This window comes from Agreia sp. Leaf283, assembly GCF_001422485.1.
In the GTDB taxonomy this organism is placed as follows: Bacteria; Actinomycetota; Actinomycetes; order Actinomycetales; family Microbacteriaceae; genus Agreia.
Genome location: NZ_LMNF01000001.1, coordinates 368,670 through 393,418, shown reverse-complemented (window position 1 = coordinate 393,418; position 24,749 = coordinate 368,670). Strand labels below are relative to the sequence as shown.

The 24,749-nt window shown below is 58.5% G+C and carries 21 protein-coding genes; 16 read left to right on the top strand and 5 right to left on the bottom strand.

Going from position 1 to position 24,749, the window contains the following annotated elements; all coding sequences use genetic code 11:
* The first annotated feature begins 743 nt into the window (after positions 1 to 743).
* A complete protein-coding gene (locus tag ASF51_RS01755; RefSeq protein WP_157411960.1) occupies positions 744 to 965 on the top strand; it encodes a hypothetical protein in 222 nt (73 codons plus the stop codon).
* Positions 966 to 1,020: 55 nt separating this feature from the next.
* Positions 1,021 to 1,797 (top strand): SGNH/GDSL hydrolase family protein, encoded by a 777-nt coding sequence (locus ASF51_RS18565; RefSeq protein ID WP_162236918.1) that lies wholly within the window; start codon positions 1,021 to 1,023, stop codon positions 1,795 to 1,797.
* Positions 1,798 to 2,109: 312 nt separating this feature from the next.
* Here ASF51_RS18565 and ASF51_RS01750 read toward each other — a convergent pair whose 3' ends face one another.
* Complete coding sequence (locus ASF51_RS01750; protein WP_162236917.1) at positions 2,110 to 2,592, bottom strand: CPBP family intramembrane glutamic endopeptidase; 483 nt, start codon at positions 2,590 to 2,592, stop codon at positions 2,110 to 2,112.
* 336 nt (positions 2,593 to 2,928) lie between these two features.
* Here ASF51_RS01750 and ASF51_RS01745 point away from each other — a divergent pair, with 336 nt between their 5' ends.
* The 9 genes from ASF51_RS01745 (at position 2,929) to ASF51_RS01715 (ending at position 14,792) form a co-directional block, all read left to right on the top strand.
* Positions 2,929 to 4,155, top strand: coding sequence for an acyltransferase (locus ASF51_RS01745; RefSeq protein ID WP_055924344.1), 1,227 nt, complete (start codon positions 2,929 to 2,931; stop codon positions 4,153 to 4,155).
* A 229-nt stretch (positions 4,156 to 4,384) separates the two neighbouring features.
* Positions 4,385 to 5,818 (top strand): polysaccharide biosynthesis tyrosine autokinase, encoded by a 1,434-nt coding sequence (locus tag ASF51_RS01740; protein ID WP_369797274.1) that lies wholly within the window; start codon positions 4,385 to 4,387, stop codon positions 5,816 to 5,818.
* A 68-nt stretch (positions 5,819 to 5,886) separates the two neighbouring features.
* Positions 5,887 to 6,585, top strand: coding sequence for a hypothetical protein (locus ASF51_RS18560; RefSeq protein WP_082479462.1), 699 nt, complete (start codon positions 5,887 to 5,889; stop codon positions 6,583 to 6,585).
* Complete coding sequence (locus tag ASF51_RS01730; RefSeq protein ID WP_055924338.1) at positions 6,582 to 8,069, top strand: sugar transferase; 1,488 nt, start codon at positions 6,582 to 6,584, stop codon at positions 8,067 to 8,069. Before ASF51_RS18560 ends, ASF51_RS01730 begins: the two co-directional genes overlap by 4 nt.
* Positions 8,066 to 9,418, top strand: a complete 1,353-nt coding sequence (locus ASF51_RS18890; RefSeq protein WP_157411958.1) for an O-antigen ligase family protein — start codon at positions 8,066 to 8,068, stop codon at positions 9,416 to 9,418. The genes ASF51_RS01730 and ASF51_RS18890 overlap by 4 nt, the downstream gene beginning before the upstream one ends.
* A 260-nt stretch (positions 9,419 to 9,678) precedes the next feature.
* On the top strand, positions 9,679 to 10,653 hold the full coding sequence (locus ASF51_RS18555; RefSeq protein ID WP_162236916.1) for a glycosyltransferase: 975 nt from the start codon (positions 9,679 to 9,681) through the stop codon (positions 10,651 to 10,653).
* Positions 10,654 to 10,661: 8 nt separating this feature from the next.
* Positions 10,662 to 11,822 carry a glycosyltransferase gene (locus ASF51_RS18550; RefSeq protein ID WP_162236915.1) on the top strand — a complete coding sequence of 387 codons (1,161 nt, stop codon included), beginning with the start codon at positions 10,662 to 10,664 and terminating at the stop codon, positions 11,820 to 11,822.
* A 188-nt stretch (positions 11,823 to 12,010) separates the two neighbouring features.
* Positions 12,011 to 13,474 (top strand): lipopolysaccharide biosynthesis protein, encoded by a 1,464-nt coding sequence (locus ASF51_RS01720; protein ID WP_082479459.1) that lies wholly within the window; start codon positions 12,011 to 12,013, stop codon positions 13,472 to 13,474.
* 145 nt (positions 13,475 to 13,619) lie between these two features.
* Positions 13,620 to 14,792, top strand: coding sequence for a polysaccharide pyruvyl transferase family protein (locus ASF51_RS01715; RefSeq protein WP_162236914.1), 1,173 nt, complete (start codon positions 13,620 to 13,622; stop codon positions 14,790 to 14,792).
* Positions 14,793 to 14,799: 7 nt separating this feature from the next.
* On the opposite strand, the gene ASF51_RS18545 is transcribed toward ASF51_RS01715, so the two are convergent.
* Both ASF51_RS18545 and ASF51_RS18540 read right to left on the bottom strand, forming a co-directional pair.
* Positions 14,800 to 15,912: a glycosyltransferase family 4 protein gene (locus ASF51_RS18545; RefSeq protein WP_162236913.1), complete on the bottom strand. Its 1,113-nt coding sequence runs from the start codon at positions 15,910 to 15,912 to the stop codon at positions 14,800 to 14,802.
* Positions 15,913 to 15,925: 13 nt separating this feature from the next.
* Complete coding sequence (locus ASF51_RS18540) at positions 15,926 to 16,726, bottom strand: WecB/TagA/CpsF family glycosyltransferase (protein WP_082479457.1); 801 nt, start codon at positions 16,724 to 16,726, stop codon at positions 15,926 to 15,928.
* 259 nt (positions 16,727 to 16,985) lie between these two features.
* Here ASF51_RS18540 and gmd point away from each other — a divergent pair, with 259 nt between their 5' ends.
* From gmd to ASF51_RS01690, 5 genes are all read left to right on the top strand, one after another.
* A complete protein-coding gene (gene gmd, locus ASF51_RS01710) occupies positions 16,986 to 18,017 on the top strand; it encodes a GDP-mannose 4,6-dehydratase (protein WP_055924325.1) in 1,032 nt (343 codons plus the stop codon).
* A gap of 2 nt (positions 18,018 to 18,019) precedes the next feature.
* Complete coding sequence (locus tag ASF51_RS01705; RefSeq protein ID WP_055924322.1) at positions 18,020 to 19,024, top strand: GDP-L-fucose synthase; 1,005 nt, start codon at positions 18,020 to 18,022, stop codon at positions 19,022 to 19,024.
* Positions 19,025 to 19,087: 63 nt separating this feature from the next.
* A complete protein-coding gene (locus ASF51_RS01700; protein ID WP_082479456.1) occupies positions 19,088 to 20,908 on the top strand; it encodes a DUF4012 domain-containing protein in 1,821 nt (606 codons plus the stop codon).
* Positions 20,909 to 21,017: 109 nt separating this feature from the next.
* Positions 21,018 to 21,509, top strand: a complete 492-nt coding sequence (locus tag ASF51_RS01695; protein WP_055924316.1) for a hypothetical protein — start codon at positions 21,018 to 21,020, stop codon at positions 21,507 to 21,509.
* Between the two features lie 218 nt (positions 21,510 to 21,727).
* Positions 21,728 to 22,753 carry an LCP family protein gene (locus ASF51_RS01690; protein WP_162236912.1) on the top strand — a complete coding sequence of 342 codons (1,026 nt, stop codon included), beginning with the start codon at positions 21,728 to 21,730 and terminating at the stop codon, positions 22,751 to 22,753.
* 60 nt (positions 22,754 to 22,813) lie between these two features.
* Here the strand turns inward: ASF51_RS01690 and ASF51_RS01685 are convergent, their stop codons facing one another.
* Positions 22,814 to 24,130 (bottom strand): UDP-glucose/GDP-mannose dehydrogenase family protein, encoded by a 1,317-nt coding sequence (locus ASF51_RS01685; RefSeq protein ID WP_055924310.1) that lies wholly within the window; start codon positions 24,128 to 24,130, stop codon positions 22,814 to 22,816.
* A 165-nt stretch (positions 24,131 to 24,295) separates the two neighbouring features.
* Positions 24,296 to 24,586: a hypothetical protein gene (locus ASF51_RS01680; RefSeq protein WP_055924305.1), complete on the bottom strand. Its 291-nt coding sequence runs from the start codon at positions 24,584 to 24,586 to the stop codon at positions 24,296 to 24,298.
* Positions 24,587 to 24,749: the final 163 nt, after the last annotated feature.

The following is a 24,749-nucleotide window of genomic DNA, read 5'->3' as shown; positions in this document are numbered from 1 at the left end:
AGGCATACCACGAGCAGTTCGCTGACGTTCTCCGTCGGGTCCTCACCTACTTGAATAGGCGCATGATTGACGATGCGAGCCTGCAGCTGCTCTACCAATTCCTGAGAATCGGGCGCGTCTGACGCCTCAGCAATGTTCAGGCTTCGCCGGTCCTTCGGACATCGGATGCCTATCGCAAATAGGGCGCGAGACTGGCCAGACTTTCGACTCATCTCTCAATCCAATCTTGGGAGGATCACCCGTGCGCACATTGAAGTTGGGGCCTCGCGACGTTTGCCCTTAACCTCGCCGAATCCCTGGCAGCGTCAGGTTGTCTTGCCAGCCAGCCAGTGCTGACATCATTTCCTGTACCCGTTCCCTCCGGAAGGTTGCTGGTGCCGTCGGTCACCCCACCTCCCACGGCTGCCTCGCAGCCGAAAGCCAAAGTTCTCAGGACCAGGTCGTCGCATCGCTCGTCGAAAAGAATGGGTAGGCCGCCTGCGACGTGCTCGCCTTCAGGCCGACCACCGACATGAATGAGTTCATCGATCTTGCCCTCCCCGCCTACGGCATCGAGGGCACGGACGACGACAGCCGGAGTGCACTTGCCGGCAGGTCCATGCGGACGTTCCCCACCGCACGCTGCCCGGAGCAGAGCTCGCACATCGACGCGGACCTGGATTCCGACGGATCTCGCTACAGGGCGTAACGAGGATGTAACGTCGGCCGTCTAGGGTGTGATTACGACTTTGGGGGAAGTTCACATGAAGAAGATTGTTCTCGACGTTCAGAATGACGGGCTCGCGTTCATCCTCGAGGCCCGTGATGATGACGAGCCGAATCGGCTCGCCACCGTTTATCGCATGAAAGACGGATGGCACACCAAGCTGGCGACCCAGCACACGCGGCACGCTTGGTCCGGACCATTTGACTCGGCGGAGGATGCGCTCGAGGCGATGGAAGCGTCGGTATCGGAGCCTGCCTAGTCAGGTTGCCCCAAGGTGCGCAGCTAGGGTTGAGCGAGACGAGGGGGAGAGTCTGGTGAGCAAACGGTCGAGCAAGGTCCGCGCGGGTCGATTACGTCGCACATCGAGCGAAATTCCTCTTTATATTGCTTTCGCAATGGTTGCCGTGGCGTCTCTTGGGCTCGCCTACCTGGCGCTGAGCGGCGTCCATCTGGGTGAGCGCCCGGCCTCTTCCCCCGCTCCGAATTCTTATCCGTCTGAGGTCGTCGTTCCGTCGGTGACGCCCACCGCGACGGCCGAAAGCGGAAACTCCTCTGTTGGCCTTGTTGGCGCAGACTATTCGGCCTGGTGGGTTGGCTCCGTCGGCGCAGGAGCTCTGCCTGGAGTGACCGCAGGACCGCTGATTGGTGAGCAGAATGCGAATATTGAGAGTCTCACAGAGCAGTTCGCTGCGTCGGATATCAGCCCCGGCCAACTCGTGGTCATTCAGGCTGGCGCTCAAGACATTCGCGAGGGCGCATCGAGCGAACAGATCATGACTACATTGCAGGGGCTGTGGCAAATTGTTCGAGATCGTGGTGGCCGGCCCGTAGCCGCACTGCTTCCGCCGTCCAACTCGTATCCTGCGGCCAATCTTTCAGTCAACGGCCTCATCAAGACGGCGGCTGCACAACAAGGTGTCGCGGTTGTTGACGTGACTACGGCGGTGAGTGTCGTCGATGGAACGTGGGCGATCGGGTATTCAGACGACGGAGTTCAGCCGAATGCTTCGGGCGTGTCTGCGATGGTTCAGTCCGCCGTGTCTCAGCTCTCCGGCCTTGTGGACGTCCCCTCGACAAATGTGACCGGCTGAACATCCGAGAGGGCGCCGCGGCCACTCTGACACGCAATTGTCACGCGAGATTCATGAGCATGAAACCGTTTCCAGATTGACTGAAGTCATGACGGATTCGATACCTAGCCAGGTTCTGCATCGCTTCCGTGGCAAGGGAGCGCGACCGAAAGTTATTCGTGTCTACAGGGTGGACGAAGGTTGGGTGCCGAGCCCGATACGGAAGGTTCTGACCGAGAGTGTTGCCAAAGAATTGAAGTTAAGAGGCTTCACCTCTGCGGAGATAAAGTGGCGTCGGACAACGAAGCAGCTTTCTCTGCTGTAGAACGGCCCTTACGCGAGGAGAGCCGCGAGGATTAAGCTCCCGTTGTACGTGGAGTGCGCGACGATCGAGCCGCCGATGCGTCCGGTGAGCGCAGCCAACACGCCTGATGCCAGCCCGAAAACCAAGGTGGATATACCTACCACCAGTGCGCTGGTGACGTTCGTGACCTCGGCGAGATGCAATGCGGCGAAAAGAGACGCGCTCACAACGACGGAGATGATGACGGAGGTTCTCTTTGTCATCCGGCAAGAAATACGTAGCGCGGTGCGCAGGACCAGTCCTCTGAAGAAGATCTCCTCGACGAATGGCGCGACGATGATCGGTGCGACGATGACCCCGAAAATCCACCAACCGTCGTAGACGACCTCGCCGAACGTGACACCCAACCCATTCATTTGGCCGTAGAACGCAATCTCTGTGATGCTTGCCGCCGCTCTGGCGAGAAGTCCGATGCTTAAGCCGAAAAGACTGTCGAGGTACGTGAACTTCAACCCGAGATCCTTGCTCAGGGAGCGCGTTCCTGACACGAAACACGCGAACGTGCACGCACCGAGTAAAGGAACCCAGACGACGGCGTAGCTGAGTATGAGTGCTAAGCGGCCGTCATAATATCCGCCGGATGTTAGCCACTCGACCAAGAGCCACATGAGTACGAACGAGATAGTAATACCAATGAGTGACTCAGGAACTCCCCAGCGCCTCGACGCCAGCCCAACCCTCCCCGATGGCATGCTCACGTTGACAAACCTAGCCCTTTAGTTGTTCGTAGACGGACCCTCGTTGCTGCCGCGCTGTCGGAAGTGCCGAACGGATTTGTCTGCCAAGCCATGTCGGCGCACGATTTCAAAGTTTTCCTCCCGGAAACAGACAGCGAGCTTGAACGCTGGAAGACTTGGCTTATGACATTCGGGGGAAGTCTTTCGGCTCGGCGTATCAATCACAGCTTGGACGTAGTGAGGGGCCTTGCGGCACTCTTGGTCGTAGTGAGTCACGCACGTCTATACATTTTTTCGGCGGCAGGTGTGCAGCTCGACGAAGCCCCGACCTGGCTGAGGATCGCACTGGCTCCCACCGCCTTCGGTAAAGAAGCCGTCGGCGTCTTCTTTGTGCTGTCGGGCTTTCTGGTTGGAGGGCAGGTAATTCGACTAGTCAGGGCGGACAAATTTGACGTCGTTGATTACGGCGTGAAGAGGCTATCGAGATTGTGGTCGGTGCTGATTCCTGGCCTCCTTTTCACCATCGTCATTGATCTGATGATGAGGATAGTTTCCGGAAAACTGGCATCCTTCAGCCTCATCGAGGGAACTGACAGTCTGCAAACCGCAAGCTGTAACGCAGTATTTCTTATGCCAACTCGATGCTCGACCTTCGGCACAAATGATTCTCTCTGGTCTCTCGGATACGAGTTTTGGTTTTACATATTCTTTGCTGCTGTGGCGGCGGGGGTGGGACTACTCGCACGGCGGAGATGGCTGGCAGGCTCAATCGCACTGGTCGTAGGGTTGCTGTCGGTAGTGGTGTTCGGAATGGAGTTATTAGCGCTCATACCGGCATGGCTCCTGGGCGTCGGGGTCGCAGTCATAGTTGGGAATCGGTCGGGCAAACTGCATAGCAAGAGGGGGGCGTCTATTCTCGGAGGTCTCATTCTCGCGATCGCATGCATGTTGGCGCCAAATCTCCTTCACGTCACCGAGCCGATTAAGTTCCTCATTGTCGGGGCTGGTGCTGCCGCGCTCGTCCTTGTTCTGGCCCTGAGAGATCCATCTCCAGGCGCTGGGCTGAGGCTCTTCCGATTCGTCGCGTGGATTGGAACCTGGTCGTTTTCGATCTATGTATTCCATCTCCCGATGGTGAAGCTGATTGCAATGCTCTTGCCTGACGGGCTTGGCGGCGTCGCTCTGCTTATCGCAATCTACGGCACGGCCGTAGTGGTGGTTGCGGCTTCATACCCCCTCTACCTTGTCTCGGAAAAGCGAATGGCAGTATGGCGTTCCGTGCTCTTCCGGGCAGTCGGAAGACGGCAGCGAATCACACCTGTTTCTGTCGAGCGATGACGTGAGACCGTGGATCGAATGCCTGTATGCCTCGGGTTCTTGCCTCATTCCAGATAGTGATTTATTCCTCCGGCGGATAGTTTCGACCGTCAGTGAGATGACGAACGTGTCGACGCCAAATTGCACCGCGTCATGATCGAAGGACGACCCTTTACATTGCCGTAACGCAATCGAAGCGAGCTACCGATCGATTTATGGCACCATGAGCCGTGGGGGTTGTTAGGCCACCATGCTCGACGACCTGAAGGGGAAGGCCGCAGAAGTGGAACTTCGCGATTACCTGCGTATCTTGCAGAAAAGCTGGATATTGATTGCAATTCTTCTCCTCCTTGGTATCGCTGCTGCTGCGGCGTTTTCGATACTCCAGACTCCGAAATACAGTTCGTCTGCAAAAGTCTTCGTATCTACCTCGGGTGGTTCGACTGTGGCTGATCTTCAACAGGGGAACACATTCACGCAACAACGCGTAAAGACGTACGCTGATCTGACGACGACGCCAATCGTGCTGCTGCCCGTAATTGCGGATCTCCAACTCGATCTGAGTAGCGGAGAGCTCGCCTCGATGATCAGTGCTTCTGCGCCCCTGGATACGACTCTCATCGAAATAACCGTAACGAGCGAGGATCCGGCCTTGGCTGCCGAGATTGCTACGGCGGTGTCCGCAAGCCTCACCCAGGTCGTCGAAAACATCGAAACCTCGGGAGACGATGTGCAAGCTATATCGCCAGTCAAACTCACGCTGGTGCAGCATGCCGAGTCCGCCCAGGCGCCAGTGAGTCCGAATGTACCGCTTTACATTGCTCTCGGTGGGGTAATTGGACTTGCGTTGGGTGTCGGTGTGGCCGCTCTCCGTGAAGCTCTAGACAACCGCGTGAGAAATGAACGCGATGTCGAGGTAATCACTGACGCTCCCATCCTCGGAGGAATCGTTTTCGATCCGAAGGCGAACGAGCGTCCCCTCATCGTTCATGATGATCCGAGAAGCCCTCGAGCCGAGTCTTTCCGGACCCTTCGAACGAACCTTCAATTTTTGGATGTGGGTAGAACGAACAGGGCATTCGTAGTCACATCATCAATTCAGAGCGAAGGCAAGAGCACCTCGACCGCGAACCTCGCCATCGCCCTGGCTGACACCGGTGCACGCGTTCTGCTGGTCGATGCCGACCTTCGTCGGCCCAAGCTGCATGAGTATCTCGGTCTTGAGGGTGCCGTTGGATTAACGGATCTGCTCATAGGCACTGCTGAGCCAGAGGACGTCATTCAACCTTGGGGCAAGAATGATCTGTTTGTATTGCCCGCGGGAAAGATTCCTCCGAACCCAAGCGAACTGCTTGGATCCGAGGCCCTCACTCGACTCCTCAACGAATTCAATCGTGCGTTTGATGTCGTTTTGTTCGACTCTGCGCCTCTTCTTCCCGTGACCGACGCAGCAATTCTCGCGCGGACCGTAGGCGGGACGATCGTTATATGTGCCGCCGGGAAGACGCATAAGAATCAGTTGAAGGGTGCGCTTGCTGCTCTGAACAACGTGGACGCACCTGTCTCCGGCATCGTTTTAACCATGCTTCCGACGAAGGGTCCGGACGCCTATGGGTACGGACGCTACGGCTACGGCTATGGCTACGGCGATGTCTCTACGCCGCTTGCTTCTACCGCGACCTAAGGCTCAGCAGCGATTAGACGAGGTCTGATCGCTCGAAGAAGTAAACAAAACTCTGGGGGGAGAAACGAATGTCTGAGAGCCATGAGAGCAATCAGTTCTCAGTTCTGTTTGTTTGTACGGGGAATATCTGTCGATCGCCACTAGCGGAGCAGCTGTTTACTTCGGCCGTCTCGAATCTTCCGGCGCTGCGAGCGGGCAGCGCCGGTACGATGGCCAACCAAGGCGCACCGATGACTGAACAGGCGGCCGACCTGTCTACTTCATACGGGGGATATCCCAAAGAGCATCGGGCAAAGATGCTATCTCCACATCTGATTTCGGCGGCAAGCCTCGTTCTCACTGCGACGCGTGCGCAACGATCCGAAGTTGTTTCGATGCTTCCTAAGGCGATACGGAAGACCTTCACCTTGCGCGAGTTCGCTCGGCTCGTGAGCGCCTTTGAATGGAATGACTCGCTGCGTCAGGCCCCATACCCCTCGAGTGACATCGCAGATCTCCATGCCTTTGTGGACGTCGTTCGACGGATGCGCGGACTGGAGCGCGAAGTGATTGAGCCTCTCGACGACGACATCGTGGATCCATATAAAGAGAGCCAGAACGTATATGACGAGGCCGGAAGGGTAATATCTGGCGCAGTTAGGACGGTGGCGGAAGCGTTCGCCAGACTTGTCGGCGATTCCAGTTCAGGACTCCGGGCAACTGGCCCGATCCAGTCAAATTTGGCGACCGACCTCCAAAGGTCTTCATTCACACGGTTCGATCGATGATCGATCACGGTGCAAGTCCCGTACTCCACGCGTCTGAAGAACGACCTGCGGGGAATTGGCGTGAGCGGTATGCAAGAGGGCTTCTCATATCCGACATTTTGGTTCTTGTCTGGGTTGTGTTCGGCGTTCAGATTGCTTGGTTTGGTTTCACCACGTCAGACGTTGCCTTCAGCGGAAGCCTGAGCGACGTTGCACTTAGCTACACGGCTATTTCCGTAATTCTGACGGTGTCCTGGACTTTTATGCTCGGTATCTTTGGGTCCCGAAGCTATCGAGTGTTAGGGACGGGCACGCAGGAATACCGGTTGATCACGGATTCCAGCGTTCGTCTCTTCGGGCTCACTGCGATCGTGGCATTTCTGTTTCAGATTGATCTCGCCCGAGGGTACATCCTGATCGCATTTCCGCTGGGTGTGCTCACTCTCATTTTTTCACGTTGGATGTGGCGTCAGTGGCTTCGCGCACAGCGCGCAACTGGTGGCTATTCATCAAGGGTTCTGTTGGTCGGATCGGAGGAATCGACTACCCATTTAGCACGCGAGCTGGCGAGGCAGCCCATGGCTGGATATCGGGTGGTCGGAGTTTGCGTACCCGGCGGTCCAGTTGCCGGATACATGGGGGACACCGCAATACCGGTCTTTGTGAGCATCGACCATCTGGAAGAGGCGATGGCGGCGAGTGGCGCCGATACCGTCGTGATTACGAGCAGCGAGGAGCTCTCGGCTGAGCGAATACGCCAGATCAGCTGGAGTCTGGAGCCAGGTCGTCAACATCTAGTCGTCGCGCCCAGCCTTACCGATATCGGAGGCCCGCGGATTCACACCCGACCGGTTGCGGGGCTGCCTCTCATACACGTGGAAATGCCACGTTACACAGGTGCGAAGCAATTTACTAAGAGGGCGTTTGACGTCATCGCGGCCGCTCTTCTGTTGGTGGGATTATCTCCGCTGCTGGGCCTTTTAGCTGCGACAGTGAGACTCACATCGACGGGACCTGTCTTGTTCCGACAAGAACGTGTGGGCAAGAACGGGTCTCATTTCGAGATGCTGAAGTTCCGGTCGATGGTGACCAATGCTGAGGAACTCCTCGAGAATCTTCAGTTGCAGAACCGTGATAAGGGCAATTCGATTCTTTTCAAGATGGAGAATGACCCTCGGATTACCCCTATCGGCCGTGTACTGCGGAGGTTCAGCCTCGATGAGTTACCACAACTCTTCAACGTATTCGCAGGAAGCATGTCGCTTGTGGGTCCCCGGCCGCCCCTCGAGCGGGAAGTCAATCAATATGACTCCCACGTGCATCGTCGATTTCTCGTTAAGCCTGGCATAACTGGATTGTGGCAAGTAAGCGGCCGGTCCAACTTGTCGTGGGAGGATACTGTCCGCCTGGATCTCTACTACGTAGAAAACTGGTCCCTTACTGGTGATCTAGGAATTTTGTGGCGTACGGCCAAGGCCGTCTTCTCAAAGGACGGAGCATATTGACTGCAGTAATCGAGATGCCAGTTCGGCAGAATGCGTCACTTCTGGCCGGTTCAAAGCTTGTCATTCTTGGGCCCCTCATCGCGATCGCGGGTGGACGATGGGGAAGCTACCTAGGTCTCGGCGGAACGCCTGTCTATTTCGCCGACTTGGCGGTTGGGGTCGGGGCGCTGCTGCTACTTAGTGCCAGTCTTGGAGAACGATCCGAAGCCGGCAGCGAATCGGGGAGAGTTCCACGGTCTCTTTGGTTTGCCTCATCGTGTATGGCGGTAGTTCTTGTCATTGGTTTGATTCGCACCCCAAGCCTTTCGCTCTTTACCGCTCGAGATGCACTTCCCTTTTTCTATTTGCTTCTCATCCCGCTCTTCTATCGAGCGATACAGACTCTCGGGCGGGATACGTCGTTTCGCTGGTTGCGCAACGCAGCTATCGTGCATCTCGTTTGGTTCGCGCCGGCCGTATTCAAGGTCTTACCCGAGATCACCATTCCGTTTTTCGGAGGAACTCCTGCGTTTTCACCACGTGGAGATTTCGACTTAATGATTTGTGGACTGACGATCGTCGTCGTAGCTGCCGACAAAAAGATGAGAACCTCCTGGCGCGTCATACTTGTGCTGATAACACTTGTTGCTGCATTCTCCAACGGAAGCCGAGCCGGTCTCATCGCGGCGTTTGCCGTGGTTGGGGTCGTCCTAATCATTAGCCGGCCATTTTCGGACCCTGCCCGGGGTCTCCTACGATTCGGCCTAAGCGCGCTCGCGGTCGTTCCGCTGACGGCAATCATCATTCTTCTGGTAGTTGATCCGCCGGAGTGGGCTGTGGCCGTGCAGAAACTGCTCCCTAGCGACTCATCCGTTTATCAGTCCGGCCAGAATACTTGGAACGCGAGAATCTCCGCGTGGCAGTTGATCGCCAACTATGCTTCGGCTGACGGTGGTGCCGTGAGTTTTGGTTTCGGATTCGGCTCGTTTCCGATTCGAGACAGTGGAGCCGTCCAGTACCTATCAGGCGACGTTGCTGTGCGCGCCGCCCATAACTTCTTGGTGACATGGTTTGCGTTCACGGGTCTTGTAGGAGTCGGATTTGTCGTCTTGGCGTTGGTGGCCTGGGCAGTAGCTACCGTGCCGGCTGCCTTCAGTATGCGTGGAACGAACGCAATCGGTCTGGGTCTCGTGGTCGGAGTTCTGGTGGCCGCTGTGGCCGGGGTCATCCTGGAATCACCATTCGGTTATATGACTTTTGCTTTGGCGATCGCCTTCGCGGCGCAACGTCAGGAGCTCAGTTCGGGCGAGGCACCTGGGAACCTCAAGGACTTCTCGACGTCGCTGCCCTCGCCCAGACGCGAGCGGTAGAGAAGGCGGATACGTCGAGGCAAAACTTTCCGGTTCAGTTGGTACATAGGTATTAGTGGTGCGTAAATCTTGGGGAGCAAGTCATGGGGAAAAGGGCACTAATTTTTGCATTCGCCTGCGATCCTGAAAAGGGAAGTGAGCCGGGCGCTGGTGCGACCTTAGTGCGAGCGGCAGCGAGAGTCACCGGCGAGGTTGTGGTAATCACTAGGTTCGAGAATCGGTGGACGCCGGAGTTGTTGGCATCATCGCTTGGCGACAACGTGACCGTTCATCAGATAACTACTCTGCCCACCCATTTCCCGACCTACGCGCGATATCTCGCTTGGATTTTGGGGGCGGCAAAGCTCGCTAGACGCCTACGCAAGGAAAAGTCATTCGATGTATTTCATCACGCGACGTATGCCTCCGATTGGTTTGTGAACCCATTTGCACTGATGGGCAAGGGGCGGCATGAAACTTGGGTATGGGGTCCCGCTGGGGGAGCGAGCTACGCCCCGACCGCGGTGAGCCGCGCAGTGATGGGTTCGACCACGAGGGTTGAGACTGCGCGTCGGGTGGCTACTGGTGTCGTCCGCACGATGGTCCATGCCTTAACTCGTCGAAAGGTCGATGTTGCGCTCGCTCTCAATGCCGATTCCGCATCGAGTTTTCTTGCTTCGGGATTCAAGAATGTCATCGTTAAAACCAACGCTGTTATTGACTACGAGGGTTTGCCCCCAAGGTCACCTTCTGACGGACCGGTAATCGTATTCGCGGGCCGGGGCGTGCGCTGGAAGGGGCTGTCCCTTGTAATCGCTTCCATTGCATTCCTGCCTGATACCTGGCGCATTGTAATCGCCGGACCAGAGACAGATTCGGACTATTACCGCGGGCTGGCTTCCGCCTTCTCCGACAGAGTTGATTTTCTCGGCGTCTTGGATCGAAACGACACGCTCGAGCTGTTCGCGCGAGCAACCGCGCTTGCGCTTCCGAGCCTCCACGATTCAGCCCCCTGGGCGGCAGCAGAAGCCTCTGGCATCGGTATTCCCGTTGTATGCCTTGATCTAGGCGGCGTAGCCTCCATGGCGGGGGAACTGGCGATGCCAGTTAGCACGGAAAACCCGAGGACCTTGCCCAAGCGGTACGCAGCTGCTCTCATTGCCGCTGCGAATGTCGATCTCGATCCCGACAGGTCTCATACAGAGGGAGCGCTAGAGGCCTGCATCGCCCGTTCCTATGGCGAGTCCGTCGCATGAGGGTTCTTATGCTTTTTAATGACTACTTGCAGGCCGGCGGTGAGCGCGTATCTGTCTCGACGGAGTACGCGGCGCTCCGAGAAGCTGGCGTTGACGTTCGTTTGCTGACCGTCCAAAACGACCGCTTGAGTCAGATGAGTCCCATCGGCAAGATGTTGGCGACTTTTCCCAACGAGGATTCGAAAACTCTGGTTGCGGACGAGATTGCGCGATTCAAACCTCATATTGTCCATGCTCAGAACCTATTTCCACAATTGGGTGCGGGTGCCATTTCGGCCCTTCGAGAGCACCAGACTCCCTGGGTCAGAAGCATTAGAAACTATCGAAAAGCCTGTATTGCAGGAACCCTGACCAGGGACGGTAAGCCTTGTACAGACTGCCTAGGAAAGTTAGGAAAGGCACCCGGGATTGTTCATGGCTGCTATCAGGGCAGCAGGGCCGCTTCCATCGGCGCCACGAATTACGCATGGTGGGAGGATCGTCACGAAAGGGCTCATCCCCCCGCTGCTTACATACTCATAAGCAACGCCATGAAGAAGAACATCGAGACAAAGCTCAACCCAAAAGCGGCTGTCCGCGTCGTGCATAATGCTGTTAAAGCGATCGACGTACCGCTCATCCCCATGGCCAATCGTCGACACGATGTCGCATTTGTCGGCCGATTCGCGCCAGAGAAGGGCATCTCGCTGACGCTGAATATCGCGAAACTTCTGCCGGACACGTCTTTTGTATTCGCGGGAAGCGGACCGCTGCTGGAGGACGTTAGACGCGCGGCCGAAAAAGAATCGAATATTGAATGTGTCACTGACCTGAGCCCGGATGGTGCGATGCGCCTAATGAGTGACAGTCGTGTCGTCGTCGTCCCATCGCAATGGGAGGAGCCGTTTGGACGCGTAGCCGCCGAAGCATTGGCCACGGGAGCGATTCCTATGGTTTCCCGCTACGGGGGACTGCCGGAGATCGTATCCCCGGTCGATGCTCGTCTGGTCATCGACTCTGATGACCCTCAGACATGGGCAGATGAGATCCATGAGTTGCTGTCAGCGGACCCTTCAGTCCTGGACTCGATGTCGGCATCGTCAGTGGAACGGTGGAACGCCAGCTTTTCCTCTCGGGCATCAGCCGCTCACTTGCAAGGCGTGTACCAAGAGTTCGCGCGGCGCGATTAGACACCCACACAATATTCGACATACTGGCGAACGCCTCATTGCAATTACACGACTCAGACAAGGGCACTTCAAATGGCTAGACGACAAATTATTTGGTCGTGGACGAAGCCTGACGATCCGAACCGGTCTGGCTACATACCTTCAGGTGCGGCCGCAGGGCCCCGGTCTCACGGCGATCGGGCGTCTCAATGAGCGGCCCTAGCCTTGCCGCAGCCGGAGCGCGCGGCGGATTGGTCACTGTCGCATCGCAATTGGTCAGTCTCGTGACTAGAGTCGTGGGACTCGTCTTTCTGGCTAGGCTTCTCTCTCCCGAGGTTTTCGGTCTTGCCGCGATCATCGTGTCGATATCGACGTTTGCCTCCGCGGTGATCTTTCTTGGCCTGCCGATGGCCACGGTTCAAGCAACCGTGTTATCCCAACGAGCGAAATCAAGTCTGTTCCTAGTAAATTCCGGCCTTGGCGTACTGCTCGCTTCCATTCTGTTCTTCTCCGCTGACGCTATTGCCGATTACTATGGCCAGCCGGCTCTCTCATTCATGATGCGTTGGCTGGCAGTCGTCCCCTTACTAAGCGGGGTCCAGTCGCAGTTCAGGCTTCAGATGATCCGCGACCTAAAGTTCACGCCGTTGGCCGCGACCGAGGTGATTTCACAGTTTCTCTCGACGGGTACCGCCATCGTCATGGCTCTGGGAGGCGCCAGCTACGCCGCTATTGTGGCGCAGGGCATCGTCCAGTCCGGTAGTCAGTTGCTTATGGTTGTCGTGATCTCTAGATGGTGGCCAACGAAGCCTGGGTCGTGGTCACCGGAGGTCAGGGGGCTGCTTGCGATCGGTCTGAGGATTTTCGGCACGAACTTGCTTCGAGACGGGTCTCGGAGTGTGGTCGTTCCGATCATGGCGATCTTTGCTAGTCCGGCGGCAATCGGGAACTATGACCGCGCACAGCAACTCGTCGTGGTGCCGATCAACTTGACTGTCGACCAATTGCAGCGAGTAGCGATTCCGATCCTCACTCAATTCCGAGATGAACCAGCTCGCATGCTGGCGTACATGCGAAGAGCGCAACTAGCAGCCGCTTACGTAACGGCCACCGCCTTCCTCGTCGGCGCCGCTCTCGCAGAACCGCTACTTGCAACTCTCCTTGGCCAGGATTGGAAGCTTGCAGGGACCGTTCTGCAGGCCCTGGCAATCGGGGCAGTCTTTCGCACGCTCGGCCAGTCGATGCAATGGATCTTTATCTCATCGGGGATGACCAAAAAAGCCCTAACCTTCAGTCTTTGGTCCCAACCGCTTATCGTGATCATCACGTTGCTGGGTTTGCCCTGGGGAGTCTTAGGAGTGGCCGTTGCCAATGCGGTGGCATGGTCTCTTTACTGGCCCGTGTCGACATATACCGCCTCCAAAGCAGCTGGTTTCGACGCCACTCCTCTCATCCTCGATGCACTGCGCGCATTCGCTTTCTTCGGCATCCCGGTCGGTGCGAGCGCCCTCGTGGCACGTTTCCTCGGTCTTAACGACCTACTGACTGTCCTCGCAGGAATTGGGTTTGCCGTCATCGCCGCTTCAGTCCTGGCCCTGGCCCTACCTGCGGTAAGACGGGACATTCTTGCCCTCGTTGAAATACTTAAACTCGCGGGTAGACGATCGCGATGAGGATCAAATTGCACTATCCAACTCGAATTGGCCGATATCTAACTTGGAGTTCATGATGACGACAAATACACAGGTTCTTCTAGTTGGAGCCTACGAGCGAGAGAACTTTGGTGATCTACTCTTTCTGCTTCGTACTCGTGACTACATGATCAATGCCCAGACGACCGCAGTCGCGCCGTTCAGTGGCGACATGATGGAAACCCTCGGTCAAAACATCCCGGCTTTCGCCGAGACAGTGAGAGATAAGGCGTTTGACGCGATCTGGGTAGTCGGCGGTGAGGTGGGAGGAACTACGGTGGCCGACGCGTATCGGATGTCAGCTGCTGAAGACGACTACGAGAAATTTCTTGCCCTCAGCCCGAAGGCACGGATCGCAGAGCTGGAGCGTGTGTCGGGAATGACAGTTGCCGCGTCGCCCTACCTGCCCCGACCGTCCTCTCGTGTCAGCACGATGGGTTCCAATTTGGTGGTGAACTCAGTGGGTCTTAGCGGCATGCGCAATCTGTTTGGATCGCGGCGCGACGAAACGTGGGGTGCTATTCAGGAAGCCAGTTACGTCTCTGTCAGGGACAAAGAGTCGAGCGACGTGCTGACCAAGAATTCGATCCAACACGAGCTGGCACCCGACCTCGTTCATTCCTACGGTTTGACCGTGGACCATTTTGGACCCCGAGATTCGGACGTCGCTCTGATCCAGGTCAAGGCAAAAGTGCTTGCCTCGTTGGGAGCCGAAGAGTTCGCTGCGACTCTTGCGAAGAGCAAACAGTTGGAGAATTTTCGACTTCGGCTCTTCAGCGCAGGCAACGCTCGTGGTCACGACTCGATAGAGCTGTATGAAGAAGTGGCGCTGCATTTCAACCGCATCGCACCGAATCGCAGCATCGAAGTATCAAGGACGCTCATGCCGTTGGAAAAGCTCCGAGAGATTGCGACCTGTGGACTATGGGTGGGAACGTCTCTTCATGGTCTGATCATCTCCTCCTCGTTTGACACGCCCCGCGTTGCACTGGAGTTGGACAAGCTGGTTAGGTATGCCACAACGTGGCAGGAGACCATGCCAGTAGGCGTGGCGATGTCGGATGTCGACGCAGCGATTGAAAGCGCGCTCTTGGAAAGCCCCCGATCTATCGCATCCGGCCGCGCGATGGAGCTGGCCGAGATGGCGGACCGTAGCGCAAAACTGGCCGCGTCTGCTGCTTTGGAACAGCGGCCCAGGGGTCCCCTTGTCTCTGAAAGGGCGGCCGTCAGCGAGTCCATTATGAGGCGCAGACGATCATTGCCGAACCGTATCCACCAAGTTCTCCGCCCGCTTGGCTGAAGGGCAACTAAGGGCGATGTGACACTCGGGAGACGGCAGCCAAACACGCGCCTTCAAAAGCGGGCGAAATTCGTTCGACGATGAAGAGTTCGAGTGCGCGATCGCGCATCGCCGTACCGAGACGAGCACGCGTTGTTGGATCTTTGAGAGCCAACAGAGCTGTGGCGATAGCCTCCGGGCTGCCCTCAACGACAATCCCATTTTCACCCACTGCCCACGGGAGAGGGTCTACGTCCGTTACAACCACCGCTCGTCCTAGAAGCATTGCGTCGACGAGCTTTACGGGCAATTGACCGATTGAGTTGTCGTTCCGGCGGCTGGGAATTACAACAATGTCGGCCTCTGCAACGAACTCCAGGCCCTTCTCGAACGGAACCCGTCCGATCCACGACTCCCAAGGCTTTGCGTCAGGCGGAGCATCCGCTGTGATGCCGATCGTAAATCCTGCGTCAGACGTGAGTGCTACGGCCTGTCGGAGAATATCAACGCCTTTGTGGGCGCGCGTTGTACCGACGAAAGCAACTTTCGGTTGATCGCTGGCGTGGGTTGCTCCGGCGAACGTGTCAGTGCGTGCGTGTGGAACAAGAGCGCCGCCGTACTTCTTCTGAAGCGTGGGGTTGCTGACGATGACTTCGGCTTTGTCGTGGATCGCCGGCGGGTTTCGAATAGAGACCCAGTATCTGAAGAAACGGATACGCCACGCCACCGCTCGCCAGAGAGGCTTCCACGCCAGGCGGGCTTCTATGTCGGGATCGTCAATATCGACCACAAGAGGAAACGGCTTGATCTTGAGGGCGGAGATGGCGATTCCGAATGAATCTCTGAGCGGCTTTACCGCGACTACCACGTCGTACTCGGAGGCCACCCGCGATAAATACTTGGCCTGCTCAGAACGGGACGAGATTCCGATCTTCGAGCATGCGGCTGCAAATTCTGAATCGAGTAGCGGAGTCCAGACCGATTCGCCCCTAAAGGAGATGACCTTCGACGACCACCCGAGTGCGTTTGCCAACAGCCACAGAGAGTACGTTCTCCCTGTTGAGTTGTCCTCAAGGTTCGGTGTGACGAACAGGACCGATCGCTTTGGGGTGGCGGGGATGTGTGAGTCCGTGGCAGACATCGACATCCGCGACTCACCTACTCCTCTGGAAAAGCGCAACACGAAGGAATTTTGCATTGCCGAACAGGTAGCGCTTCCACAACCGACGGGGCTCTGCAATGAAACGATAGAACCATTCGAAACCGCTCTTTTGCACCCACACGGGAGCCTCGCTGACCGTGCCAGCAACAAAATCAAATGCTGCGCCCACCCCAGCTGTCGTGATACCTAATCGATCAGTCAAGGCTTGGGCGACAAAGTCTTGTTTAGGCGTGCCGAGGCCGACCCAGATAACATCAGGCGATTCAACGAGAACGTGTTTCTCTATGTTCGCTAGGTATGCCTCGTCGACCTCGGCGAAGGGTGGCGAATATGAGCCGGCGACGATCACCCCAGGGAAGCGTGTAGAAACCTCATTTCGAAGTTTCTGAAGGGTCGAGGGGGCTGAACCTAGAAAAAAGTGCCGTGTGTTAGTCGTCTGACTCTTCGCCAGAACGTCAACGAAGAATGAGGGCCCTCGAACTCGCTCGGGTCGCAGGCCTCGCGCGACTGTCTTCCATTTCATCAACTTCGCGACTGGATAGCCATCGGGAAGGTTCAAGCCCTTCTCGCTGAGTAGGCGAGCGTACTCTGGATTCTCCGATGTCAGAGCGAGACAGTAGGCGTTCGAGAGCCTCACCGAGATTGCTTCGGACGCCCCCGTTTGAGCGCGATTCAGGAACCAAGCTGAGGCCTCAGACGGGTTCGTGCATGCAAACGGAACGCCCCCAACTAAAATTCGATGGAACGGATCGGTCGACGACTGCTCTCCGAACTTTGAACTTTTACGTGTCATTTCGATTTCCCCCGAATCGTTGACCGAGGCCCGCAGGCCCTCGTCGAGACGAGCATATATCGTGCGAATAAAGCCAAATACTCTAAAGCGGCCCTTTCTCGCACCCCAGCACATACCGACACATCGAGTTAACAACTTCGAAACGTGGACGCTCATTAGCGCACGCCGGAGGGCCAGTAGAGTAAATCCGCGTGGATGTCGACTGTGGGCCACTTAAAGTTCGAGACGTCGGCTGTCAATTATTCCTGGGGGAGAATTCGTGCAAAAGAAAGCGTTTATTACGGGCATCACGGGGCAAGACGGCTCGTACCTCGCTGAGTTGCTCCTCAGCAAGGGCTACGAGGTCCACGGCCTGATCCGCCGTTCTTCGACGTTCAACACCGCTCGTATCGACCACCTCTACCTCGACCCGCACGACCCTGCCGCGAAGCTGTTCCTGCACTACGGCGACCTGAGCGATGGGTCGCGTCTCGTCACGCTGCTCTCGCAGATCCGGCCAGACGAGGTCTACAACCTGGCTGCCCAGTCGCATGTGCGGGTCTCATTCGACGAGCCCGAGCACACGGCCGACACCACGGGCACCGGAACGATCCGGCTTCTGGAGGCCGTTCGACTGTCGGGAATCAAGACCCGGTTCTACCAGGCGTCATCGTCGGAACTGTACGGTGCCACGCCGCCGCCGCAGAACGAGACCACCCCGTTCTATCCGCGCTCGCCGTACGGCGCGGCCAAGCTCTACAGCTTCTGGATCACCAAGAACTACCGCGAGGCCTACGACATGTTCGCGGTCAACGGCATCCTCTTCAACCACGAGTCGCCGCGTCGCGGCGAGACCTTCGTGACGCGCAAGATAACCCGCGCCGTTGCCGCCATCAAGGCAGGCACCCAGGACAGCGTCTACCTCGGCAACCTCGACTCGATTCGGGACTGGGGATACGCGGCGGAGTACGTGGAAGGCATGTGGCGGATGCTGCAGGTCGATGAGCCCGACGACTTCGTTCTGGCGACGGGCGGCAACTTCACCGTGCGGACGTTCCTCGAGACCGCCTTCTCGCACGCGGGCCTCAACTGGGAGGACCACGTCAAATTCGACGAGCGATACCTTCGTCCGACGGAGGTCGACGCATTGATCGGCGACGCGTCGAAAGCGGAGGCAAAGCTCGGGTGGAAGGCGACGGTGGATACCGCCGAACTCGCCCGGATCATGGTCGACGCCGACATCGCGGCGCTCGCCTCGCCGGGGAAGCACTATGTCGACAAGGTCTACCTCGAGAGCTGGGGGACGAAGTAGCCATGTCAGCAGCACTGCAGAAAGTTTTGGACGAGCGCGACGCCGTCGCGTTCGAGCCCGCACCGCTCGATCGTTCGGCCCGGTTCTACGTCGCCGGTCATCGCGGTCTGGTGGGTTCGGCGATCTGGCGCGCACTCGAGAACGAAGGGTTCACCGATCTGGTCGGTCGTAGCTCGTCCGAACTCGATCTGATGAACAGGGATGCCGTCTTCGAGTTCTTCGAGCAGACCAGACCGAGGTATGTGGTTCTGGCTGCGGCGAAAGTCGGGGGAATCCTTGCTAATAGCACCTACCCCGTCGACTTTCTGAGCGACAACCTGCGCATCCAGGTGAATGTGCTTGACGCAGCGCTCAAGTACGACACCCAACGTCTGCTCTTTCTGGGCTCTTCGTGCATCTACCCCAAGTTCGCTCCGCAGCCGATACCCGAGGACAGCCTGCTGACCGGCCACCTCGAGCCGACGAACGACGCCTATGCGATTGCGAAGATCGCGGGCATCATGCAGATCCAGGCGATCCGCCGACAGTACGGGCTGCCGTGGATTTCGGCCATGCCGACGAACCTCTACGGCCCCAACGACAACTTCTCGCCTCAAGGCTCACACGTGCTTCCCGCCCTTATCCGACGGTATGACGAGGCGGTCAAGTCCGGAGCAGACGTGGTGACCAACTGGGGTACCGGTACCCCGCGTCGTGAATTTTTGCATGTCGACGATATGGCCGCCGCGTGCCTGCACCTGCTGGAGCATTACGACGGTCCACAACAGGTCAATGTTGGAACAGGATCCGACGTTACCATTCGCGAAATTGCTGAAACCATCGCGAGCGTCGTCGGTTACGAGGGCGTAACGGAGTGGGACGCCACAAAGCCCGACGGCACTCCCCAAAAACTTCTTGATGTCACAAAACTCAATAACGCAGGGTGGTCCGCGCAAATCGACCTTAAAGAGGGACTTCGTTCGACGATCGAGTGGTACCGAGATCACGTCGAGAGCGTGAGGCAATAGCGTTGTCAGCTCGCGCAAGGTTGGCGCGGCGGCGTCGGTGGGATCCTGTGATTGAATCTGCCCATGTCCCCCTCTGATCGGTCCAGTAATCGTCGGCAATCCCGTCGCCGCCGATCGATGAATCGGCGTCGGTGGGCAATTTCGCTCTCCGTCGTTCTTCTCGTAGTAGTCGGCGTTGCTGCCTGGGTGGGAGTTAGGGCCTATTTGGCAAAGGGCGAGTTAGAGGCCGCGATTCCGCTCGCGTCGACCGTTCAGCAGCAAATCGTGGCGGGCGATGGAGCTGGGGCTTACAAGACGGGACAAGCGTTGGCGGCTCGTGCCAACTCCGCAGCGTCCCTAACCAGCGATCCGATTTGGCGCGTAGCCGAACTTGTTCCTGTGGCCGGCAAGAACCTCTCGGTGATGCGCCAACTGAGCGAGGTGACGCAGGACGTGTCCGTACGTGCGATCCTCCCGCTATCTGAAATCGCGGGAACCTTAAGTCTCGATAGCTTCAGGCCGAACGCGGGTCAGATCGATGTGCAGCCCATTCTCGACGCGCAACAAAGCACGGGGCTCGCTGCCAATGCAGTAGCGCATGCCAGAGATAAGACCCATGATATTAATACGGACGGTGTGGTCGGCCCATTGAGAGATGCTCAGTCGAAGCTCGACAGCCTTTTGGGCGATGCATCTTCCGCCATCAGTGCCCTAGACGGTGCTGCTCAGCTCATACCTGCAATGCTGGGTGCAGATGGTCCCCGCAACTACCTCATCATGTTCCAGAACAACGCTGAACTCCGATCCACTGGCGGCATTACTGGAGCCATGGCGTTGGTTACAACGGACGGAGGTTCATTCTCGCTCGTTCAGCAGGCGTCGACAGTTGACTTTCCAAAGTTCGATGGGCCAGTCGTCGAGTTGCCAGTAGAAACCCGTGCCATTTATGGCAACAACACTGCTGAATATATTCAAGACATCAATTTCACCCCGCAGTTCGCGCTATCGGGCCAGATTGCCCGTGAAATGTGGAAACGACAGTTCGGAGTCGAGGTCGATGGCGTGATATCCATTGATCCGATCGCGCTTTCGTACCTTCTCGACGCGACTGGACCAGTCGCCCTTCCGACAGGCCAGGAGCTGAACAGCCAGAATGCCGTAAAGCTTCTACTCCAGGACGTCTACTCGATCTTCGAAAAACCGGCAGATCAGAATGAATTTTTCGCCGCAGCGACAGCAACTGTGTTCGACAAGATCTCGGACGGCGGTGTCGACGCCAAAAAACTCGTGGCCGCTCTGGCCAAAGCTGGCGGGGAGAGTCGAGTGCTCATCTGGAGCGCACACGATGAGGATCAAAAAGTTCTGAGCGAGTCGACACTTTCCGGTCCGCTCCCACAAAGCGACACGGAGACTCAGGCGTTTGGTCTCTACTTCAACGACGCTACTGCGGCAAAGATGGATCCGTATTTGGACGTGCAAGTTTCCACGTCTAGCAAGATCTGCCGAAAGGACGGTCTGCCGAACTACGCGATCAACGTCACCCTGACGAACACTACGACGGCCGAGGCGGTTTCGATCCTTCCGAGCTACGTTACGGGCGGTGGCTCGAGCGGAGCTCCAGTAGGCAGCATCCGGACCAACGTCGCGGTCTATGGCGCGCCCGGGCTCTACAATTTGGGCGTGCTCAGAGACGGGTCGGCGGGGCAGTATCACCCGGCATCTGACTCGGGTTACACACTCAGCAAGCTGCAGATCGAGCTGGCACCGGGTGAAAGCACCACATTGCAGTTCCAATTCCTTGGCGGAGACGCGAAGTCGAAAGAGGTGGTTGTGCAACATACACCGCTTGTTTACAGCCTTGAAACATCGACGGTTGAGTTTGCCTGTGAAAGTGCCTTACAGTAGAAGTACCCCAATCTGGGGTAAATGCCCACTCGGGCTGCCAGTGTCGGCAAAATTCACAAACTATTTTGGGGGTAGTTTCAATATGTTCAAAAAGGCTTTAGCAACAGGCTTGCTCGCAGTTCTCGCAATTTTCGCTGTACCCACGGCTGCGAATGCTTATGAAACGACCGACGGTTCCGACGTCACCATCGCGCCTGGCCAGGCGGTCACCCTGACGTTCTCCGGCTTCGACGCCAACGAGCCGACCACCGCGTCCGCTCCTGATGCCGTCACCCTCGGTGTCGTCAAGGTCGTCACGACCTTCTCCCGCCCCGCAGACAGCGCGGGCGTCGTCAAGTACACGGCTTCGGCGACCCAGCCGGGCACGTACACCATCACCGTCACGGGTGTCTCCGGAAAGGTTGCCGTCGGCACCCTGACCGTCGCTCCGACTGACTCTGGTGCCGGAAGCGGTTCGGGCTCGGGCTCGAACGGTGCTCTGCCCAACACGGGTCTCGAGACCCCGATGCTGATCATCTGGGGTGCTGCCGGTGCTCTTGCTCTCGGTATCGCTCTGACCGTGGTTCTCACCATCGTTCGCCGCCAGAAGGCGTCGGTCTAGCAAACGCCTGGAAGGTGTCTTGAACCGACACTCGGATAGCTTCTTGTAGGCGTCTTACACGGAATGCCCTCGGCGAAAGCCGGGGGCATTCTGCGTGTGTGCCCTCGGCAAAAGCCGGGGGCATTCTCCGTATATGCCCTCGGCCCTCGGAGAGGGGGTAGCGCCGCCCAGTTCTTCACCATAAAGTGAGCATTATTCATTTTATGGGGAGTGGCGACATGTCGAAGAACACAGCGGCGACGACACGGGTGCGTCGCCATCCGTGGAGAACAACTGCCGTGATCATCGGCGTGCTGGCACTCGTCGGAGGCGGGTCGGCTGCCGCGTACGCCATGCAGCTCGGACAGACCTGGGATCAGAAGACCGTGAAGCTCGCCAACGCCTTCCCCGCCGCCGACGTGCGGCCGGAGGCGCCGGCGCCGACCGCTGCCCCGGCCGCCCAGAACATCCTGGTGCTCGGCTCCGACACGCGTGGGGATGGCAACACGTCGATCGACGGCCTCGAGGGCCAGCGTTCCGACACGATCATGGTCGTGCACATTCCGGGCGACCGTCAGCACATCACCGTGATGTCGATCATGCGCGACAGCTGGGTCGACATTCCCGGCTACGGAGAGGCGAAGATCAACGCCGCGCTCTCTTACGGGGGAGTGCCTCTGGCCGTGCAGACCATCGAGGGCATGATCGGTGCCCGCATCGACCACGTGGCGGTCGTCGACTTCGCGGGGTTCCGCGGTGTGGCAGACGCGCTCGGCGGGGTGAATGTCTACAACTCCATCCCCTTCGACTCGTCGAAGATGCCCGGTCACCGCTTCGAGCGGGGTATGCAGGCCATGAACGGCGAGGAGGCGCTCGCCTTCGTGCGCGAGCGCTACGCCTTCGACGACGGTGACTTTCAGCGGGCTCGCAACCAGCAGGAGTTCGCGAAGGGGGTCATGAGCCAGGTCATGAACGCCGCCATCCTCACGAACCCCGGCCGCCTCGGCGGGCTCGTCTCGGCCATCGCGCCCTACCTCGTGGTCGACAGCGGATTCGACGCCGCCTACGTGGGCCAGCTCGCTGTGGAGCTGCGCGACGTGACCCCCACCGATGTGTCGTTCTTCACCGCCCCGACCAGCGGCACCGGAACATCCAGCGACGGACAGTCGATCGTGAACGTCGATTGGGATGCCTTCGTGGCCGTGAAGTCGGCCTTCCAGAGCGACTCGGCCGAGCAGTTCGCGGCGCTCATTCCGCCGAAGTAGTCGCCGAGACCGAAAAAGAGGGACCGCAATGGCGCGGTCCCTCTTTTTTGGTACTGCCTGCTAGGGGCGACCCAGCCCGATGTAGGACCAGCCGGCGGCACGCCAGGCCGTCGCATCCAGTGTGTTGCGGCCGTCGATGATCGTCGCCGTCTTCACCAGCGGAAGTGCCCACGCCGGGTCCATGTGCCGGAACTCGTCCCACTCCGTGACCAACACGACCAGGTCGGCATCCTGCAGCGCCGCGGCCGGCTCGGCCTCGTACGTGAGCTGTGGATGCACACGGCTGGCCGTGTGGATCGCTTCGGGATCGGTGGCCACCACGTTCGCACCCAGGCCCTTGAGCTGCACGGCAACGTCGAGCGCCGGGCTGTCGCGGATGTCGTCGGAATGCGGCTTGAACGCCAGGCCGAGAACGGCGATCTTCTTGCCGTTCACCTGGCCCCCGAGCGACTCGACCGCGAGGTCGACCACACGCTGGCGGCGACGCAGGTTGATGGCGTCGACCTCCTTGAGGAAGGCGACGGACTCGCCGCGGCCCAGCTCCTCGGCGCGAGCGGTGAACGCGCGGATGTCCTTCGGCAGGCACCCGCCGCCGAAGCCGACGCCGGCCTTCAGGAACTTCCAGCCGATGCGGTCGTCGAGGCCGATGGCGGTCGACAGCTGCGTGACATCGGCGCCGGTGACCTCGGCGATCTCGGCCATCGCATTGATGAACGAGATCTTCGTCGCCAAGAAGGCGTTGGCCGAGACCTTCACGAGTTCGGCGGTCGCGTAATCGGTGACCACCAGCGGCGTGTCCTTGCCGAGCGCCGACTCGTAGACACCGTCGAGCAAGGCCTTGGATGCCTCGGCCTGGGCCGGCTCGGGCGGCAGCCCGTACACGAGACGGTCGGGAGAGATGGTGTCCTGCACGGCGAAGCCCTCACGCAAGAACTCGGGGTTCCAGGCGAGCATCGCGCCCGTGCCGGATGCCGTCACCTTGGCCGCGAGATCGGCTGCGGTGCCGACGGGCACCGTCGACTTGCCGACCACCAGGTCGCCATCCGAAAGATAAGGGAGCAGCCCGTCGAGCGCCGCGTTCACATAGGTGAGGTCGGCCGCGTAGCTGCCCTTCTTCTGCGGCGTTCCCACCGCGATGAAGTGCACCTGGCTGCCGGCGGCGTCGGCGAGGTCTGTCGAGAAGCGCAGTCGTCCCGTGGCCGTGGCTGACGTGAGGATCTCGGGCAGGCCCGGTTCGAAGAACGGCGCCTTTCCCGCGGCCAACGCGTCGATCTTGGCCTGGTCAATGTCGATGCCGATCACGTCGTGACCGAGCTCGGCCATCGACGCGGCGTGAACCGCGCCCAGATATCCGCATCCGATTACAGAGAGCTTCATTTGCTGCCTTCCCCCGATTGAGCAAAGTGATGCACCTCGTCGTGCTTATCCATCCCTCATTCCTACCAGACTTATGTATCCGGCGAGTTTCCTTCAGGAGTGCAGCGGCGCATCCGGCCCGGTATCAGCGCGCGGGGGGCCGGCTCAGTCGTTCGTCTGGCCGGTTCAGTCGGTCTCTGCCGTGTGGGGCCGCCAGGCCAGGCGGCGTTCGGTCAGGGATCGGATCAGGGGAGTCGTGTCGAGCTCCTGGTGCGGCGTCGCCGAGTCGGAGATCTCGAGGGCTTCGCCCGGGGAGAGAACGAGCTGCACGACCGGGCCATCGTGGTCGATCACGACCGGAACGTCGATGATCACCACACGCCCGCGACGGCTGGCGGCGGCCGCGAAGTTCGCGACCGCCTGTGCGACATCGTCGGTCGTCACGAACGACTTGCCTTGGCATCGGATGAATTTCACGCCTGCCCCCTCGTCACGATCACGACAGCTGTCTCGTCGCGCGCATCGCTTCCTTGCGATCTCGTTGTGGATCAAGCTCCGAGGCTAGCCCTGCCGATTTGCGGCGAGATTGACGCTAGCCAGGCGGGCTTGGATGTCGTAAGGTCGCGCTCTCACGCGAGTG